Raw genomic sequence first — 17,428 nt, 5'->3', positions numbered from 1 at the left:
CCGAAGAAGATCGTTCTTATATCGTCAATGATGGGGATACCTCCTCTCCTGCGCCGGGCGACCGGACGCCCAACCGCGTTGAACGGCCGCGGTCAAGGCTGGTTCCGGGCTGCGGCTTCCACGAACGCCTTTACCGCGCTCGCTTTCATGGGGAACGACTGCTTCAGCACCGTGACCGTCACTTCGTCTTCGCCGGGCTTGCCCTCCACCTTCAAGCTATTCGTCGTAACGGTATAAGAGCCGTCTTTGTTTTTGACATACTTGGCGGAGGCCGCTTCCTTCTTCATCAGGGCGGAAGCCTGCTCCTGCAATGCCTGCGAAGCCTCCGTCACGACGGTTTGCTTCAACGTGTCGAGACTGCCTTCATAATGATAGCCGTAATACAGAGCCGCCGCCGCGATCGCCAGGACCAGAATCCACTTGACGATCGTTTTCACCAGCCGAAGGACCAGGAGAATGACCAGGATAGCGATCAGAACGATATACCAGCGGTCGGCGAGGAACGAAGAGAATTGATCCATGGAATGAGCCCATCCTTTTGGGGGAATTTGTTCTATCATATCATCCCGCGGGGGGAGAACGGTAGCTTTCCCTTTAAGCGATACGGGCGGGAAGAGCAACCCCCCGGGGAGACGGCCAAAAGTGGTACTACCCCCCGAAAATCCGGCGTACATCTTAGAGAGACCCTTCAAACAGGCAGGTGATTTATGAAAACCGCGATTTGGCTGTATCTGTTCCTCTTCGTCGCCATGTTCGATCTCCACGCCCAATATCCGATTCTCTCGCCCTTCGCCCTGTCGATGGGCGCCGTCCCCTCGTTCATCGGGCTCATCATGGGGATGTATTCGATCACGCACCTGCCCGGAAATCTGCTTGCGGGGTACGGCGTCGACCGGTTCGGCAGCAAAGCCTTCATCACCGCCAGTCTGATCGGCGGCGGCGTCCTGCTGATCCTGCAGGCGGGCGTGGATGACCCCTGGGAGCTCTTGGCGGTCCGTTCCGCGAGCGGCTTCGTGCTTGCGTTTCTCTCTCCGGCCAGCATGGCGATGCTGGCCGGCCTCGCGCGGAACAAGGTCCAGCAGAGCCGCCTCATGACCGGCAACGGCCTGGTTCACACGCTCGCCTCCGTCGTCTCCCCGGCGGCCGGAGCGCTGCTGGTGGCAAAGCTCGGCTTTACCCGCTCCTTCTTCCTGCTTGGGGTTCTGCTGATCGTCACCGGCCTCGTTACGCTCTTCTCGCTGCGGGAGGTTAGGCTCCCGGCAACCCGCGACGCAACCGACGGCGAAGGTCTGCGCCGCGCATCGCCGCTGTCGCATGTCCACGGCGCGCCTTCCCGGCCCGCAGCCGCCGCCGCGGAGGCGGAACCGTCCGAGAATGCGCCCATTCCCTGGCTGTTCTTCGGCATGCCGATCGGCTTATCCTGCGCCCAGGGCATCCTCTTCTTCGAACTGCCCCTCGGAGCGCACGCGAACGGCTCGCTGCTGACCACCGGCATGCTGTTCACCGTGGTCAGCGTCGGTGCCTTGTTTTCGCTCAGCCTGCTGTTCCTGAATCGGTTTTCGGCCTTCGGCCGGACGCTGATCGGAGGTCTGGCGCTCGCGCTTATTTTCTACGGACTCGCCGTCGAATGGCCGCTGCCGCTGACCGTGTCCCTGTTCCTGATCGGAGCCGCCAAGGGGATGATCTTCCCCTCGATTGCCGCCCTGCTCGCCGAGATGACCCCGAGCGGCAAATACGGCCGAGCCTTCTCGCTGTTGTCGATCTCCTTCTCGATCGGCTCCTTCTGCGGACCGGTTCTTGCCGGGCAATGGCGGACGGAAATTTCCCCGTATTACCTGGCCTTTCTCATCCTGATAACGGGACTCGCGCTGATGCCCCTCGGCCGTATCCGAAGGTCCGTTCCCGCTTGACCCTGCGGCCTCCCATTCCCGGCGCATCAAAGATGGGCACCCGACGCATAGGTATGCGCACAGGCGGACAGGCCGCTGCCGGCATAGGTTAAGGATGTAAGACACGGCTTAGCTGGCCGGCGAAAGGGGTGTGGCTCATGGGCGCTGTTGCCGGATTCGGAGGTTCGTACTTCGCGTTTGTCCTGGTTCTCTTCATCCTGCTGGTGATTATCCTCCGCACGTTGGCGTTCTAAGAAAAGCGCCGGTCGGGCAAATTGGCGGGACCCGAGTCCCGCCAAACCGGTCCATTCGAAAAGCCGCATCCCCGGGACAATCCTTCCCTCGGGGAGGGCGGCTTTTTTGACTTTTCCGTCGGCGGTGATCCCATGCGCATCCGGCTGGGGTAAGATAGAAGCGAGGTGATGCCGATGACGATCCCGCCGCAACCGGAAATCGTGATTATCGTAGAAGGCAAGAACGACCGGAGCCGCCTCGCCCGTGTGCTGAAACCGGGCGTGCGAATTCTCTGCACGATGGGGACGCCCGGAACCGAGCAGCTCCATCGGCTTCGCCGCGAGGCGGGCGATCGGCCGGTCTACCTGTTTACGGACAACGATTCCTCCGGCAAGAAAATTCGCTACCTCCTGAACGACGCGTTCCCCGACGCCGAGCAGATTTACACCCGCCGCGGATATGCCGGCGTGGAAGGGACCCCGGAGGAATACCTCGTTCAGCAGTTGGACAAGGCCGGCTTAGGCGATTACCTGGCGGACATCCCGCCCGCCGCGATTCCGGACCCAGCCGAGCGCCGCTCCCGCCGCACGCGCGGAGAGTAAACGAACGGACCCGTTTCCCCAAGAAGGCGCAGGATCAAGAGCCTGGCCGCGGGAGACGGGTCCGTTGTTTTTCTGCCTTACTGGAACAGGTTAGCCAAGAAGCCGCCTGTCGTGTCCAGCACCATAACGAGACACAAGATCATCAGGTAATTGATCGAATAGACGAACACCTTCGTGGCCCACTTGTTCTCGTCGGCCTCGGGTACCTTAAAGCCCTTGACGATGACATACAGCCAGCCGAGACCGAGCGCGGCGGCCACGACCAGATACACCGGCCCGACGGCCCCGTACAGGTAAGGCATCATCGATACCGGCACGAGCGGAACGGCGTACCGGATCATGCTCACGCGGGTGGCGGCGGTGCCGCGGACTACCGGCAGCATGGGAAATCCGGCGGCCCGATACTCCTCCTTGCGGCGAATGCCGAGCGCCCAAAAATGGGGCGGCTGCCACAGGAACAGTGTCCCGAACAAGAAGAGTGCGATGAGGTCCAGATTGCCGGTCACGGCGACATAGCCGATGAGCGGCGGCATGGCGCCGGAGATCGCACCCACGGTCGTGCACCAGACCGAGGTCCGCTTGAGCCAGGCGGTATAGACGACCACATACACGAACAGCCCGATGAACCCGAGAAGCGCGGCGAGCGGACTGACCAGCGTATACAGCATGGCGAGTCCGCCCACGCCGAGAACGATGCCGTAAGCGACGACCGCCCGCGCGGTCAGTCGGCCCGACGGCAGCGCCCGGGTTTTGGTGCGCGACATCTTGCTGTCCATCTCCCGGTCCAGGTAATTGTTCAGCACACAACCCGAGGCCATAACCAATGTCGTGCCGAGGAGCGTCCATAAGAGCAGTAGACCGTCGATCGTCCATTGCGAAGCGAGCCAGAATCCGCCGAAGACCGTCATCAGGTTGCTGAAGAGGATCCCCGGCTTGGTAATATATACAAAATCCTTCCAGGTGTAAGGCTTTGCCGATGCGGAATTCTCCGCCGGTTCCAGGTTAATCGGATTAATTGCACTAAGATCGCGGCTCACCGATAATGCCCTCCTTCTCTGTATCCTTCTTCCTTCATCATACCAAGCGAGGGTGGCTCCTGACAAACTCCCAAGGCCAACTGTCGAAAATCTGTAATATTTATCACACTTTTCGAAATATTTTTCTTTCCAGAGCAGGAACGGTTTGGGACGGCAGCCCATATGCTTGGTAAAGGGGAAACCATCCGTTGTTCACCGGCAAGGGCATGAGCCCCTGCTTCTTCTCCCGCTTCCGAAGACAGTCCGGACGTTTTCTAATCCGCCAGGGCCGTTTGCGGCAGCAGGCACAACCAAAAAGGAGGAACGTGAAGAATGAGCTTTTATGATGCGGAAAGGTTTTCGTATCGGCCCCAGGGGGCGGGCTATATGCCCTACGGAGGCCAACCGGCCGCCGGCAATCAAGCCATGACCGGTTACATACCCGGCTATGGAGGAACGCCTGCGGCCGCACTCCAGATGGCAGGAACGCCTGCGACCGCCCAACAGATGGCGGGAATGGGGCAGGTTCCCATGATTCCGGCGGGAACGCCGATCGCCCCCTCCGGCACTTCGGCGCCCGGATCATTCTCCGCCGGCAACGTCGAGGAATCCTACATCGAGAATATCCTCCGGCTGAATCTGGGCAAGACGGCGACCATCTACATGACGTTCGAGAACAACGCAGAATGGAACGCCAAGGTCTTCAAGGGCAAGCTGGAGGCCGCCGGCCGCGACCACATCATCATCAGCGACCCCGAGACGGGCAGACGCTACCTGCTGCTCATGGTCAACCTCGACTACATCACGTTCGATGAACCGCTGAATTACTTCTATCCTCCCGGTGTTCCGCTGCCTCGCTGAAGCCGCGCCTCCGCTATAAGCAACGCCCGCCTATCCGGCTGGGCGTTTTTCTTATTTTCTCCGATCCCCGGCACCCTCCCCGATCCGCCCTTCCGGCAGCCGCATAGAATGAGCCGTTCGCAGTTTCATTTTTTGGGTAAGAAAATGATACACTATACTCGGAAAAGTCCCAGACAGGAGGCTCATTATGGACACCGGAACCCACCTTGTCATCGGGCTCGGCCTTGCCGGGCTCGCCCAGGTCGATCCGGCGATTGCCGGCAGCACCGCCGCTACCGTGGCTGTCATGCTCGGGACCGTGCTGGGCTCGCAGGCTCCGGATGCGGACGGTCTGCTCCGCTTCCGCGGCAATGCCATCTATGTCCGCAACCACCGCGGAACCTCGCACTCCCTGCCGGCCCTCGTCCTGTGGTCGATTCTGATCACCGGCGCCATCGGCCTGATCTTCCCGCCGCTGCCGCTTTGGCACGTCGGGCTTTGGGTGCTCGGCGCGGTCGCGTTTCACGTCTTCACCGACATGTTCAACACATACGGAACGCAGGCCGCCAAGCCCTTCACCGACAAATGGATCGCCTGGAACATCATTCACATCTTCGATCCGTTCATCTTCTTCACCCATCTCGCAGCGCTGGCGCTGTGGGCGCTGCATGCGGCGCCGCCCCAGACGATCTTTCCGGTGCTGTACGGCCTGATCGCCGCTTACTATGCGTTCCGCACCCTGCAGCACTTTTCCCTGGAAAAGTATGCGGCCGCGCAGGACACCGATTTTCACGAGGGCGACCGCATCCACTTGTTTCCGACGGTGAACTACACCGCCTGGAACGTCGTCAAACGCCGCACCGACGGCACCTTCGTCGTGGGCGACCTCCGCGGCGGGAAGCTGCGGTGGATCGACAAAATTGCCTGCGACAGCCATCCCGCCATCGAAGCCTCGAAGGCGCATCCGGACGTCGCCGCGTTTCTCTACTTCTCCAGTTACGCCTGTGCGCAAGTCCGTGAACGCCCCGGCGGCTATGAGGTCCGGTGGATCGACGTCCGCTATCAGTACCGCAAGCAGTACCCGTTCATAGCCGTGCTCCGCATGGATGAGGACTATAAGGTGCTGTATTCCTATGTCGGCTGGGTGAGCGATTCCCGGCTGGAAAAGAAGCTTCGTCCGGACACGGCCTGATGCGGTTAGTCGATTCCCGGTAACTCGCACGAACACAAAAAGCGCTCTGCCACCCGCTTTTTCCCGGGATGGCAGAACGCTTTTATTTCGGATGTGGCCGAAACCCTAGAATACGACGAATCCCATCGCCTGCTTGGCCTTCCGCAGGGTTTCGTCCGCGATGGCGGCCGCCCGTTCAGCGCCGTCCTTCAAAATGGAGACAAGCTCCTCGGAATCGACGATTTCGCGGAAGCGCTCCTGAATGGGAGTAAGCTTGGCGATGACGGCTTCGGCCAGCTCTTTCTTGAACGCCCCGTACCCTTGCCCCTCGTACCGCTTTTCGATGACCGGAATCTCTTCGCCGGAGAACACCGAATAGATCTCCAGCAGGTTGCTGACCGCGGGCTTCGCCTCCCAGTCGTAGCGCACCTGCATGTCGGAATCCGTCACCGCCCGGGCCAGCTTCTTGCGGATCGTATCCGGTTCGTCGAGCATGAGCACGTAGCTGCTCTTGTTCGGGTTGCTCTTGCTCATTTTCTTCCCTGGATCGTCCAAACTCATGATGCGGCAGCCGACTTCCTGAATGATCGGCTCCGGCACCGTAAAGACATCCCCGAACTTGTTGTTGAAACGGTTCGCCAGGTCGCGGGTCAGCTCGACATGCTGCTTCTGGTCCTCGCCGACCGGGACGTGCGTCGCCTGGTAGAGCAGAATGTCGGCCGCCATCAGCGCCGGGTACGTGAACAGCGCGGAGCTGACCGCATCCTTGCCCTCCGACTTGTCCTTGAACTGGGTCATCCGGCTGAGTTCGCCGAAGTAAGCCTGGGTTTCCATCAACCAGCCGAGCTCGGCGTGGGCCGATACCTGCGATTGCAGGAAGATGGCCGACTTCTTCGGATCGACACCGGCCGCAATGTAGTAGGCCGCGATTTCCTTGGAGCGCTGATGCAGCTCCTTCGGGTCCTGCGGCACCGTCACGGCGTGGAGGTCCGGGACAAAATAGAAATTTTCCGCGTCGCTCTCCTGCTGCATAGCGACATATTGCCGGAGCGCTCCCGCGTAGCCGCCGATGTTGAGCTCTCCGCTCGGTTTAATGCCAGAAAGAAACCGTTTCATGCTAAGTTCCCCTTTCCCGATTCATCTTGATTTCCTGCTGTGGTCGTCGTTCTGAACGCAAAAAAGGCCTATCGTCCGCTAAAAGGGACGATAGACCGTGGTGCCACCCTCATTCGCTGCAATCGGCCGCGGGGCATGCCCCGGCCGCTAACCAGCCTCTGAACGGCTCCGTTAACGGAGAGCCCGACCGCGCCGCCTACTGCGAGAGCCCTCCGTGCCCAAGGCATACCGGGGAAAGCTTCCGTTTCGGCTTAAAGCTCCAGGACCCATTCGCTCGGACCGTCCCGCCGGCTTGCACCGCCGCCGGCTCTCTGGAGAGACCGCATCCGCCTACTCTTTCCTGTCATCGCTTTGACCTATTCCAAACTGTGTCTCATTATACCCTTCGACCGGCAAATGTCAATTGGCGGTGGTCAACAGGAAGCCGTCGGCCGTCTTTTTCCAGGTGAAGCCCGGATACAGCCTCGCCAGCTCGCTGACATCCAGGAAGGTATAGCCGTTCTGCTGAATCGCCTTGCCCGAGGCGAGCGGGAAGGAGGCCGTCTTACCGGCCTTCGTAAGCGTCAGGGTCTGCGACTTGCCGCCCTTCCATTCCGCCCGTGCGCCAAGGGCCGGGGCCGCAAGACGAACCATCACGTACGTCTTGCCGTTCTTCTGTACGACCGGTATGGAGAGATCGAAGCTTACCCCGTTAACCGTATAGCTGTCCTTCCGAATCTCTGTCGTGAACCGGGCCGCGCCCGCTTCGCGCAGCGCGGTGAAGAGCTGGGACAAGGGATCGTCCGCCTCGATATCGGGCGTGATGCCCACTTCATTGACTTCGTGCTTGAGCGGAGTGAAGTATTCATAGGTGGTCAGCTTCAGCATGGCGCCGTCCGGCTCGAATTCCTGCACCTGCTGGATGACGCCCTTGCCGTACGTGGTCGTTCCGATCAGCTTGGCGACGCCGTGATCCTGAAGCATTCCGGCCAGCATCTCGGAGGCGCTGGCGGTATTCTCGTCGACCAGCAGGTAAACCGGCACGCCGATCGGAGTGCCCCCCTCGATCTTGTCCTCGTACAGCTCGCCCGTGTTGTCGGTCAGGAATACGAACGTACCTTCCTTGATGAAGCGCTTGGCGATGTCCTCCGCCGCCTGAACATCGCCGCCGCCGTTGCCGCGCAGATCCAGGATCAGCGACTTCATGCCCTTCGCCCTCAGATCGGCGAGGCCCTTGTCCAGCTCCGTTACGGTGCGCTCAGCGAACGAATTTAGGGAGATATACCCGATATTGCCGGAAAACAGCGACGCCGTGGCGAGCGGGTACTCCACCTTGGTTAAGTCGAGCGTACAGGTGACGGTGCGGATTCCGCGAAGCACCTCGACGGTCAGCTTGCCCGAATTATCCTTGGGCAACGCTTCGTAATACGCTTTGGCAAAGTTGTCGACCGTCACCTTCTTGCCGTTCAGGGAGACGACAAAATCGCCCGCCCGCACGCCGGCTTTCTCCGCCGCCGATCCCGGCTGCACTTCGGTCACTTTTATCCGGCTGTCCACCGCTTTCAGGTACAGGCCGAGCTCGTAATCGGTTCCGTTTATGTAATTGAAAAATTCTTCGGCTTCCGCGGCCGTGAAATACTCGCTGTACGGGTCGTCGAGAGCATCCAGCATGCCCTGGATCGCGGCCTTCACAAGATCTTCCTCCGTGACGTTGCGCAGGTAGTAGCTCTGGATCAGCTTGAGCACGTCCTCGATCCGGGAGGCCGAAGCGGAGGAATCGGTCTGCGAGGCGGACGAAGAGTCGGCATATACGGGCGCCGACGCCGCGAGGAGGACAAAGCAGAGGACCGGCAAGAGGAAGCGTCTGAATGAATTCACGTGGAAGTAAACACCTCAATGTTAAAGTTTTCCTTGTAGGATGAACTAACTATAATCCGCTGTTCCCCGGAGCGTCAACTCATTTTCGCCCGAATGAGTATTTCCCCGGAATTCGTCCATACTACCCATTACTGGAGGTGATTAAGAGATGGGCGCAGGACAAAGCCGCAACAGCAACACCCTTGTGGTTCAACAAGCCAGCCAAGCTTTGGACCAACTGAAGTATGAAGTCGCTCAGGAACTGGGCATCCAGATTCCGCAGGATGGTTATTATGGCTACATGGCAACGCGCGATACCGGTGCAATCGGGGGACATATCACCCGCCGACTGGTCGAGATCGCCGAGCAATCCCTGGCAGGCCAATCCGGTTCCGGATTTAGCCGCTAAGCAAAGCACAAAGTCCTGGCCGCGGAAAACGCGGACCAGGACTTTTTTCATGGGCGAAGTCAGCTTTGAGGCAGCGGAACGAAGCCGAATTTCTTGGAATCCTTGCGCGACAGGATGTTGGCAAAGTTATAGTTCGATTCATACTGGACGCTGGCGCACAGCCTCGCCTTCTGTAAGGCGAATTCATAGAAAATTTCACCGTGTGTCCAATTGGCCTTGAAGCGGAGGGCGTCGATCGCCATCTGGCGGAACATCGAGACCTGCTCCCGGGTCAGGCCGCCTTCGTCGTGAAGCTCCATGCGGCCGTCGCGGCTTTCCAGGGGATGATGCTTGATGCCGAACTTGCCGACCAGGTTGTTGCGAATCTGAATGAACACCGTTCCGGAAGACAACCGCATCAGCTCGTCTCCAATCTCCCGAAAGACAAAATCAATCTGCCTCGGGAGCGATAATTCTTCAATCACTAATTTCCCTCCAGTCATGGGGTGAGATGAGAAGGCTAAAAATGTAATATTATGTCTAATCATGGGGCTTAAGTCTTATTATATGATAAAAGTCCCGGTTCTTCAACAATATCTTACAAATTTGGTCAATCGGTCCGATCAGGACGAACGCATCAGTTCAAGCACCACTGACAAGGGGATTCCGGTTTCCCGATGAACTTCGTAGGCGTTCACCTGCGGGTGAGCCGAGAGAAACCGGCGGATCTCCCGGTAAGTTTCATCGTAATACAGGCTGCAGTTCTCGCAGCAGGAGGATGGATTCTGAAGCATCAGCTTGCCGCAACGCTTGCAATTGACGAGCACCGCTCAAAACGCCTCCTTCTCTCGAAAAACCATATTTTCTCCATTATATTCGCCGATTCTCCGGCTTTCTTGAGAAGTTGGGACCAAATTCATAGACCGTTCTGAGCCTCGCGTGCTATAATGAACGCGTTCCGATTTCTACCAAAAGTTAGGGGAGATGCATGATGTCGTCTTGGCTCGAGAAGATGTCGTTTAAACAAAAGCTTTACGCCGGAAGCTACGCGATGCTCGTGGTTTATTCCGTGGTTTTCCTGATTTTCTCCAAGCTGGGCCTTGTCGCGAACCTCGGAGTGGTGCTGGTGATCCTGGCCGCTGCGTATCCTTTTCTTTTGTATCTTGAGAGAGCGCTTACAGAACCGATCGAGAACGTTTCCCGTCTCGCGCTCGACATCGCCAAAGGGGACTTCACCAAGCAGCTGACCATACATACGAACGACAGCATCGGGGAGCTGGGCGATTCCTTCAATAAGATGACCGACAAGCTGAAGGGCCTCCTTCAGGATACCATCGGCATCACCAAACAGGTCGCCGACACCAGCCATAAGAACTACCTGAAGAACCAGTCCATCACCGAAGCGTTGAAGCAAGTAACGATCTCTGCAGGCGAAATTGCTTCGGGCGCCGGCGAAGTGTCCGAGGGCGTCGGCAACATCACCGTAGAAATCGAGGACATCCGCCATTCGGTACAGAATTATGTCGATTCTTCCATCAATATGAAGGAAAAATCGAAAGCCATGGTCGACCTGGCGGAAAAAGGCCGAAAGGCCGTGGAAAGCCAGGGCGAAGGCATGAAGCGCAATGTGGAAGCCACCTCCAACGTCGCCGTGACGATCAACGAGCTGGCCAAGCAAGCGAGCGGCATTACCCGCATCACCCGCACCATCTCCGATATCGCCGAGCAGACCAACCTGCTGTCGCTGAACGCGTCCATCGAGGCCGCCCGCGCCGGCGAGCACGGCAAGGGCTTCGCCGTCGTCGCCCAAGAGGTGCGCAAGCTGGCCGAAGAATCGGCGGCATCGACGCGGGAGGTGTTCAACCTCGTCAAGCACATCGAGCAAGGCGTTCAGGAAGCCATCCATCACATCGAGATCAACGAAGAGGTCGTTCAAGAGCAGACCGCCCATATCCGGGACACCGAGACCGTGTTTAAAGAAATCGCAACCAACATTCACTACGTCACCGAGCTGATCGTCAACTTCGCCGCCCAGAGCGATACCATGCTGTCCAAGGCCCAGGCTATCTCCAAGACGATGGAAGGCATCGCCGCCATCACCCAGGAATCGGCCGCCGGAACCGAAGAGGTGTCCGCTTCGCTGAACGAACAGATCGAGCTGGTGGACGACATGGTTCAGCAGTCGGAACGGATGACCAACGTAGCCAAGCAGCTTCAGCGGACCATCGAAGTCTTCAACTTCTAAATCAAGCAAGCGTGCGCAAGAATCCCTTCCGCGTGCAAAAAGGCAGAACCGTCCGGCCCGAAGGCCGTCCGGTTCTGCCTTTTCTCTTCCCGCCTTTCTCCCCGGCGGGCAGCGCGGGACGGTTACGCTTCTTCCGTCAGCGCCAAGAACTCCTCCACATCGGCTGCAAAGAGATCGATCGCCCGCTGCCAGAATTCGGGTTGCTGCAGGTTGACGCCGAGGTGCTTCAAGGCGAGCTCCTCGACCGTCATGCTGCCCGTGTCGCGCAGAAGCGCGATGTAGCGGTCTTCAAAGCTGCCGCCCGCGTCCCGGGCCGTCTGGTAAATGCCGGAGGCAAACAACAGGCCGAAGGTGTACGGGAAGTTGTAGAACGGCACGTCCGTGGCATAGAAATGCAGCTTGGACGCCCAGAAGTAGGGATGGTATTCGCTGAGCGCGCCGCAGTAGGCTTCCTCTTGGGCGGCAGTCATCAGCTCGTTCAGCCGTTCGACGCTCACAATGCCCTTCTCCCGCTCCGCATAGAAGTTCGTCTCGAACAGGAAGCGGGCATGGATGTTCAGGAACATCGCCGTAGCGTTCTGAATCTTGTCCGACAGGAGGGCGATCTTTGCCTCCCGGTCCTTCTCCGCGCGGATGGCCGCATCGCTGACGATGGTCTCGGCCAGCGTCGAAGCCGTCTCGGCGACATTCATCGCGTAATTCTTCGCGACGACCGGCATCCCCTTCATGACGTGGTCATGGAAGGCGTGCCCGAGCTCATGCGCAAGGGTGGAGACATTGTCGGATGTGCCGGAATAGGTCATGAAGATGCGGGTCTCTTCCTCGATCGGGAACGAGGTGCAGAAGCCGCCGGGCCGCTTGCCGGGGCGATCCTCCACCTCGATCCAGCGGTTCTCCAGGGCGAACTTGGCGAACTCGGCCATCTTGGGGCTGAAGGTGCCAAACTGCTCGACGATGACGGCCGCCCCTTCCTCGTAGCTGACCTTCTTCTCCGTTTGGCCGACCGGAGCGTCGACATCGTACCAGGCCAGGCGATCGACGCCGAGCAGCTTTGCCTTGCGCTCCAGGAAGCGGATGAAGATTTCCTTGTTCTTCGTCACGGTTCCCCACATGGCGTCCAGGGTTTCCGGCGTCATGCGGTTAATGGCGAGCGGTTCTTGGTGGACGGAGGTCCAGCCGCGCTGCCCGTAGAGACGCAAGCGGAAGCCGGCGATGTGATTGAGTGCGTCGGCGCAGAAATCCGCCTGCTCCGCCCAGGCGGCTTCCCAGCGCTTAAACAGCTCGGTCCGTACGGCCCGATCCGGGCTGTGCAGCTTGTTGAACGCCTGGCCGGCGGACAAGAGCTCCGTCTTGCCGTTCTCCTCGAACGGAATGCGGATCTTGCTCACCGTCGTGTTGTACAGCTCGCTCCAGCCGTGATAGCCGTCGACGGCCAGCTCGCTCGCCAGCGCTTCCAGCTCCGGCGCCAGCTTTTCCTTGGAAAGCTGCCGGCGCTCCTGCAGGTAGAAGGCGGCGTCCGACCAAGGCTGAGTCCGCACGAGCGCTTCGAAGACCGCATCCGGGATTCCCGACAAGAAGCGGTCCAGTTGAGCCAGCGCCGCTTGGAACACCGAGTTGACGTCCTGCACGCGCGCGGACAGTGCGACGGCCTTGCGGTCGGCTTGACTCTGGGCGGCGAGGCAGCCCGTAAAGGACTCTCCCTCGTAGATTCCGCCCATGATCGTTTGCAGCTCCCCGACGAGCTCCGCATACGGGGCGGCGGCTTCCGGCGTAACCGGACTCTCGGCCTGTTCCAGACGGCTGCGGAAGGCCAGGGCCTTCTCCTTCAGCTCGCTCAGGAACATCTCAAATTCCTTGGATTCGCTACCCCCGGGAAAGAAATTATCCAGCTCCCACACCGGATTCAGCTTGTTTTGCATAGCATGCTCCCTTCCGACATCCGTTTGCCCGACGTCATGGCTTTTCATTCTCATTTCCATTAAAACACATCCGACTGCAATACGGAAATGAACGGACTTGAAACCGAAGGCAAGCCATGTTTTAATGGAGAGCATGAAGCCAGCCTTGGCCGAAAGGATGATTTTCTCATGCAACCGCTCAAAATTTCCGCCGATACGGCGCTCAAGCTGTCCGCGGCGCTCAAGGTGCCCGTCGAGCAGCTCATGCATATGCCCCAGCACATTCTCCTGCAAAAGCTGGCCGAGCTGTCCCGCCCGTCTTCCGGAGACGAAGCCGCCGCAAAAGACGCCGACGCGCCCGAGGAACCTTAAATGATGGTCCCCTTCGAACGAACCTGGCCCTACGAAGCGTTCGGCTCCGATATCTACGTGCTGGAGTGCCCTTTCTGCTCCCGGCGGAATGTCCTGCTTCCCCTCAAGCCCGAGGAGCTGCAGGAACTCCGGGAAGGCAAGAAGAAGCTGCTCATCTTTCCCTGCTGCTACAACCGGCTTAAGCTGGTTGACGCCGACGGCGATTACCTGTTGGCGGATCGGACGATTCCCAAGCGGAAAAATCCCCAGAATCAGGACCATTGACGGATTTCCATTCGTCCCTTTTTTATTATTGGGACTTTTTCCCCATTGGAAAATCAGATATAATAGAAGCCAGCAGCCTTTTCCAAAAATCCCCTGTAAAACGAGTGGATGCCGTGAACGATTATCTATCCATGATAACGAACGCCTGCGCGCTGATCACCATGAGCTATCTAGTCGTCAAATTGAAAAAACGGACGGAAGCATACGAATATATCGCCGTACCGCTCTTCACGGGCATCGCTGCCGTGCTGGTGATGATGATTCCTCCCGGTGCCCGGATCGACTTGAGCCTGGGGTACGCTCCACTCGTGATGGCCTCCATGCGATACGGTCTCGGGACAGGACTTCTCTCGGTGATCGTTCCCGCTCTGTTCGGGGCAGCCGTCCAGGACATGACCGTTTTCCAGCTCCTTCGGGAGCTGCTGCTGCCGGTGCTGATCAGCTCCCTCTTCCACCGGGGGATCCGAAACGACCCGACCGCCCCCCTGCGGGTCTCCGACGGGATCTCCATCAGCGGGCTGCTGCTGCTGGTCCGCCTCAGCGACTGGGCTTACGACTCCGGCGTCCGGACCCAGTGGTGGGTAACCTCGAATCTGATCGCCTTCGCCGTCTCGTCCGCCGTGCTGGTCATCCTTATTGTCATGTTCAACGACGAGAACCGCAGCCAGCTGGTCCAGCGGCGTCTGGAGCTGCAGGCCAACCAGGACGGACTCACGGGGCTGCCTAACCTGTATAATTTCATGAATATGGCAAAGGGAGCCATCCGCCGCCAGCGGATCGCCATCTTCATGGTCGATATCGACGACTTCAAGCTCTACAACGATTCCTTCGGCCACCTGCAGGGGGACGACCTGCTGCGGGAGGTCGGCACGATCCTCCAGCAGACCATCGGCATCGGCGATTACGTAGCGCGCTACGGCGGCGAGGAATTCATCATCCTCTGCCACGAGCAGGACCCGGAGCGCCTCTGCGAGGTCGCCGGGCGGCTCTGCCGAACGGTAGAGGAGCATACCTTCTCGCTGGAGGAGCAGTATTCCGTCCGCAACATCACCATCTCCATCGGAGTGGCCTTGTCGGACGGCGTGACCAAGGATTTGAAGGCCTTGATCGAAAAAGCGGACAAAGCCTTATACATATCCAAGAAATCCGGGAAAAACCGCTTCACGTTCTACGCCGATCCGTTGGACGACGGAGCCGCCCGGGTCAACCTTACCTAGAATTCGGATGAATGCAGAAACGGACCGCCCCTCAGGGACGGCCCGTTTCTGCATTTTCCGACGCTTGCGATCGCTCCAGCATGTCCTGCCGGGTCGCCGCCCATTGATCACGGCTTGCCCGGATCATGGCGGAATCCAGGATTTTCTTGTCGTTCACCACACGGTCGAACCAGCGGACCGCTTCGTTGTAATTGCCCAGCCGCCGGTTCAATTCGCCCAGCAGATACATCAGCCGGGCATTGTTTACGCTAATTCCCTCCAATTCGTAGACCTTGATATACGCTTCGAGCGCGAGCTCCAGAAACCGCCGTTCCTGCTCTTCGTCGCCCTTCTCCCGGTATAGCCAGGCGATGTGGTGCAGCAGGCCGGCCGCCACGCGGTCCTTCTCCTGCTTGATCTGGGCGCACAAGAGCGCCAGCTTGAACGTCCTCAGCGCATCGTCCCAGCTTCGCTCGCCGCCGAAGCTGCCGCCTTGCCAGTTCTTGCGGACGGTCAGCTCAAACTTCGTCCGGAAGGCCGGGGACAGCCCGTCCGAGAAATTCTCCGAGAACGCATAGCCGCAAAACGGACAGACGGCCACGATGTAGTAATCGGGGTTAATCGACTTGTACCGGCAGAAGAAATCCGTGTCGGTAAACGAAGCCTTTTTGAAGCTTGAGCGGACTTTGGAGGTGCGGAATTCCGTTTCGCAGTAGCCGCACTTCTCGGTGACTTGATACAAAGGTTCCAGCATTGCCGTTACTTCCTCTCCGAAGCTGCTTCAATCCGACCCGCCCCATCGCCCGCTATTGTAAGCCTTCGACGGTTGATCGGGAACAGACCCTTGCAGCTCCTCGCGTGTTGCCGAATCTCAGGCGGCGGCTGCCGTCTGTTCTATTCTATCACAGGAAACGGCTTCGGCACAGACGGCCTTCCGCCGGAATGGGAGCGCAGGCGCGGTCATATAGATGGAAGAGGACAGCCCGGTCCGGGCTGTCCATTTCGGCAAGGCTGGAAGGTGGTTTGGTTCATGCGGCACTCCCCCAAACGCTCGGGTCTGCTTGCGGCAATCGGCTTGCTCGTGCTTGCGGTCCTCCTCCTGTCCGACCCGGCGGCGACGCTGAAGGCCGGCATTCAGGGCACCGCCATCTGGTGGGACGTTCTGTTTCCCGCCTTGTTCCCGTTCTTTCTCGCCTCCGAGGTCATGCTCGGCTTCGGCATCGTTCATTTTTTCGGCACGCTGTTCGATCCCTTGATGCGGCCTTTGTTTCGGATTCCCGGCATCGGCGGCTTTGTGATGGCGATGGGCTTCGCCTCCGGTTATCCGGTAAGCGCCCGCCTGACCTCCCAGCTGCTGGAGCAGAAGCTGCTCGACCGCGACGAGGGCGAGCGGCTGGTTGCCTTCACCACCTCCTCGGACCCGATCTTCCTGATCGGCGCCGTGTCCGTCGGCTTCTTCGGCGATGCCCGGGTCGCACCGCTCCTGGCGGCGGCCCACTACGGCTCCGCCCTGTTGCTCGGCCTGCTGATGCGGTTCCACGGGCGAAAGCCGGCCCGGTCCGAGCCCGCTTCCATACATCCGTCCGGACAAGCGTCCGCCTCGGGGCAGGACTTCCGGCGGAGGAGCCTCTTCGTCCGCTCCTTCCGGGCCATGCATGCCGCCCGGCTTCGGGACGGCCGGCCGCTCGGGCAACTGCTCGGCGACGCGGTCGCGTCCTCGCTCAAGCTGATCTTGGTCGTCGGCGGCCTGATGGTGTTCTTCTCGGCGCTTCTCGGCGCCCTGCGCGCAAGCGGCCTGCTCCTCGCCCTCACCCGGCCGCTCGCCGCGCTGCTCGGCGCTGCCGGTCTCCCGGGCACGCTGGCCGACTCGATCGCCGGCGGCCTGTTCGAGGTCACCCTCGGCGCCAACGCCGCGGGACTTGCAGCCGGCGTTCCGCTTGTCTTCCGGATCGCGGCCGCCGCGTTCGTGCTGTCCTGGGCGGGCTTGTCCGTCCATGCCCAGGTCATGAGCCTGCTCACCAAGACGCCGCTGCGCTACTGGCCGTTCCTGGCTGCGCGTCTCCTTCACGGCATACTCGCCGTCCTGCTGGTCTTCCTGCTCGCGGGACCGCTTCTCCCGGAGGGGGCTCCGTCCTCCGGCTGGACGACGGCGCTGCCCGCGTTCTGGTCCGGGTCCGGTCCGGGCGAAACGGCTCTCCGGCTGACCCGGTTCGCCGCTTTTCCGGCTTCCGCCGCGGCGCTGACCGCCCTCCTTCTTTTGCTTGGCTTCCTTGTCGTTTTGCAATGGTTTTCGAATCGCATGTATAATAGACAAAAATAAATCATCCCTGTGGAGACTCCGGTCACCGATCGGACCACGAC

The 17,428-nt window shown here is 59.7% G+C and carries 19 protein-coding genes; 11 read left to right on the top strand and 8 right to left on the bottom strand.

Annotated elements, in window-relative coordinates:
• Positions 1–92: 92 nt before the first annotated feature.
• Positions 93–521: a hypothetical protein gene (locus ACSEXS_RS15530; protein ID WP_438434148.1), complete on the bottom strand. Its 429-nt coding sequence runs from the start codon at positions 519–521 to the stop codon at positions 93–95.
• Between the two features lie 186 nt (positions 522–707).
• Here ACSEXS_RS15530 and ACSEXS_RS15525 point away from each other — a divergent pair, with 186 nt between their 5' ends.
• The 3 genes from ACSEXS_RS15525 to ACSEXS_RS15515 all read left to right on the top strand — a co-directional run bounded on the left by ACSEXS_RS15525 (position 708) and on the right by ACSEXS_RS15515 (position 2,725).
• Positions 708–1,910: an MFS transporter gene (locus tag ACSEXS_RS15525; protein ID WP_438434147.1), complete on the top strand. Its 1,203-nt coding sequence runs from the start codon at positions 708–710 to the stop codon at positions 1,908–1,910.
• A gap of 137 nt (positions 1,911–2,047) precedes the next feature.
• Positions 2,048–2,143, top strand: coding sequence for a sporulation protein YjcZ (gene yjcZ, locus ACSEXS_RS15520; protein WP_438434146.1), 96 nt, complete (start codon positions 2,048–2,050; stop codon positions 2,141–2,143).
• A gap of 174 nt (positions 2,144–2,317) precedes the next feature.
• Positions 2,318–2,725, top strand: coding sequence for a toprim domain-containing protein (locus tag ACSEXS_RS15515; RefSeq protein ID WP_438434145.1), 408 nt, complete (start codon positions 2,318–2,320; stop codon positions 2,723–2,725).
• A gap of 77 nt (positions 2,726–2,802) precedes the next feature.
• On the opposite strand, the gene cyoE is transcribed toward ACSEXS_RS15515, so the two are convergent.
• Positions 2,803–3,762 carry a heme o synthase gene (gene cyoE / locus ACSEXS_RS15510; RefSeq protein ID WP_438434144.1) on the bottom strand — a complete coding sequence of 320 codons (960 nt, stop codon included), beginning with the start codon at positions 3,760–3,762 and terminating at the stop codon, positions 2,803–2,805.
• Between the two features lie 312 nt (positions 3,763–4,074).
• On the opposite strand from cyoE, the gene gerQ reads away from it, so the two are divergent.
• Together gerQ and ACSEXS_RS15500 are read left to right on the top strand one after the other, a co-directional pair.
• The gene (gene gerQ / locus ACSEXS_RS15505) at positions 4,075–4,602 is read left to right on the top strand and encodes a spore coat protein GerQ (protein WP_438434143.1); all 528 of its coding nucleotides are present in this window, start codon (positions 4,075–4,077) and stop codon (positions 4,600–4,602) included.
• 187 nt (positions 4,603–4,789) lie between these two features.
• Positions 4,790–5,773: a metal-dependent hydrolase gene (locus ACSEXS_RS15500; protein WP_438434142.1), complete on the top strand. Its 984-nt coding sequence runs from the start codon at positions 4,790–4,792 to the stop codon at positions 5,771–5,773.
• Between the two features lie 105 nt (positions 5,774–5,878).
• Here ACSEXS_RS15500 and trpS read toward each other — a convergent pair whose 3' ends face one another.
• The gene (gene trpS / locus ACSEXS_RS15495; protein WP_438434141.1) at positions 5,879–6,868 is read right to left on the bottom strand and encodes a tryptophan--tRNA ligase; all 990 of its coding nucleotides are present in this window, start codon (positions 6,866–6,868) and stop codon (positions 5,879–5,881) included.
• 399 nt (positions 6,869–7,267) lie between these two features.
• The gene (locus ACSEXS_RS15490; protein ID WP_438434140.1) at positions 7,268–8,725 is read right to left on the bottom strand and encodes a S41 family peptidase; all 1,458 of its coding nucleotides are present in this window, start codon (positions 8,723–8,725) and stop codon (positions 7,268–7,270) included.
• 148 nt (positions 8,726–8,873) lie between these two features.
• On the opposite strand from ACSEXS_RS15490, the gene ACSEXS_RS15485 reads away from it, so the two are divergent.
• Positions 8,874–9,113, top strand: coding sequence for an alpha/beta-type small acid-soluble spore protein (locus ACSEXS_RS15485; RefSeq protein WP_438434139.1), 240 nt, complete (start codon positions 8,874–8,876; stop codon positions 9,111–9,113).
• A gap of 59 nt (positions 9,114–9,172) precedes the next feature.
• On the opposite strand, the gene ACSEXS_RS15480 is transcribed toward ACSEXS_RS15485, so the two are convergent.
• Positions 9,173–9,577 carry an O-methyltransferase gene (locus ACSEXS_RS15480; RefSeq protein WP_438434138.1) on the bottom strand — a complete coding sequence of 135 codons (405 nt, stop codon included), beginning with the start codon at positions 9,575–9,577 and terminating at the stop codon, positions 9,173–9,175.
• Positions 9,578–9,715: 138 nt separating this feature from the next.
• Positions 9,716–9,919: a hypothetical protein gene (locus ACSEXS_RS15475; protein ID WP_438434137.1), complete on the bottom strand. Its 204-nt coding sequence runs from the start codon at positions 9,917–9,919 to the stop codon at positions 9,716–9,718.
• A 161-nt stretch (positions 9,920–10,080) separates the two neighbouring features.
• Here ACSEXS_RS15475 and ACSEXS_RS15470 point away from each other — a divergent pair, with 161 nt between their 5' ends.
• A complete protein-coding gene (locus tag ACSEXS_RS15470; RefSeq protein ID WP_438434136.1) occupies positions 10,081–11,337 on the top strand; it encodes a methyl-accepting chemotaxis protein in 1,257 nt (418 codons plus the stop codon).
• 122 nt (positions 11,338–11,459) lie between these two features.
• Here the strand turns inward: ACSEXS_RS15470 and ACSEXS_RS15465 are convergent, their stop codons facing one another.
• Entirely contained in the window at positions 11,460–13,256 is a 1,797-nt protein-coding gene (locus tag ACSEXS_RS15465) for a M3 family oligoendopeptidase (protein ID WP_438434135.1), read from the bottom strand.
• Between the two features lie 168 nt (positions 13,257–13,424).
• Between ACSEXS_RS15465 and ACSEXS_RS15460 the strand changes: the two genes are divergently transcribed.
• The 3 genes from ACSEXS_RS15460 to ACSEXS_RS15450 all read left to right on the top strand — a co-directional run bounded on the left by ACSEXS_RS15460 (position 13,425) and on the right by ACSEXS_RS15450 (position 15,088).
• On the top strand, positions 13,425–13,607 hold the full coding sequence (locus ACSEXS_RS15460) for a YycC family protein (RefSeq protein ID WP_438434134.1): 183 nt from the start codon (positions 13,425–13,427) through the stop codon (positions 13,605–13,607).
• Between the two features lie 3 nt (positions 13,608–13,610).
• Positions 13,611–13,871, top strand: coding sequence for a hypothetical protein (locus tag ACSEXS_RS15455; RefSeq protein WP_438434422.1), 261 nt, complete (start codon positions 13,611–13,613; stop codon positions 13,869–13,871).
• A 113-nt stretch (positions 13,872–13,984) separates the two neighbouring features.
• The gene (locus tag ACSEXS_RS15450) at positions 13,985–15,088 is read left to right on the top strand and encodes a GGDEF domain-containing protein (RefSeq protein ID WP_438434133.1); all 1,104 of its coding nucleotides are present in this window, start codon (positions 13,985–13,987) and stop codon (positions 15,086–15,088) included.
• Positions 15,089–15,119: 31 nt separating this feature from the next.
• Here ACSEXS_RS15450 and ACSEXS_RS15445 read toward each other — a convergent pair whose 3' ends face one another.
• Positions 15,120–15,821 carry a DUF2225 domain-containing protein gene (locus tag ACSEXS_RS15445; protein ID WP_438434132.1) on the bottom strand — a complete coding sequence of 234 codons (702 nt, stop codon included), beginning with the start codon at positions 15,819–15,821 and terminating at the stop codon, positions 15,120–15,122.
• Between the two features lie 276 nt (positions 15,822–16,097).
• On the opposite strand from ACSEXS_RS15445, the gene ACSEXS_RS15440 reads away from it, so the two are divergent.
• Entirely contained in the window at positions 16,098–17,387 is a 1,290-nt protein-coding gene (locus ACSEXS_RS15440) for a nucleoside recognition domain-containing protein (RefSeq protein ID WP_438434131.1), read from the top strand.
• Positions 17,388–17,428: the final 41 nt, after the last annotated feature.

Origin of the sequence: Gorillibacterium terrae, from assembly GCF_051594785.1 — a bacterium.
Classification (GTDB): Bacteria; Bacillota; Bacilli; order Paenibacillales; family NBRC-103111; genus Gorillibacterium.
Note: the sequence above shows the minus strand (reverse complement) of the source record. Positions and strands in the feature narration are given on the sequence as shown.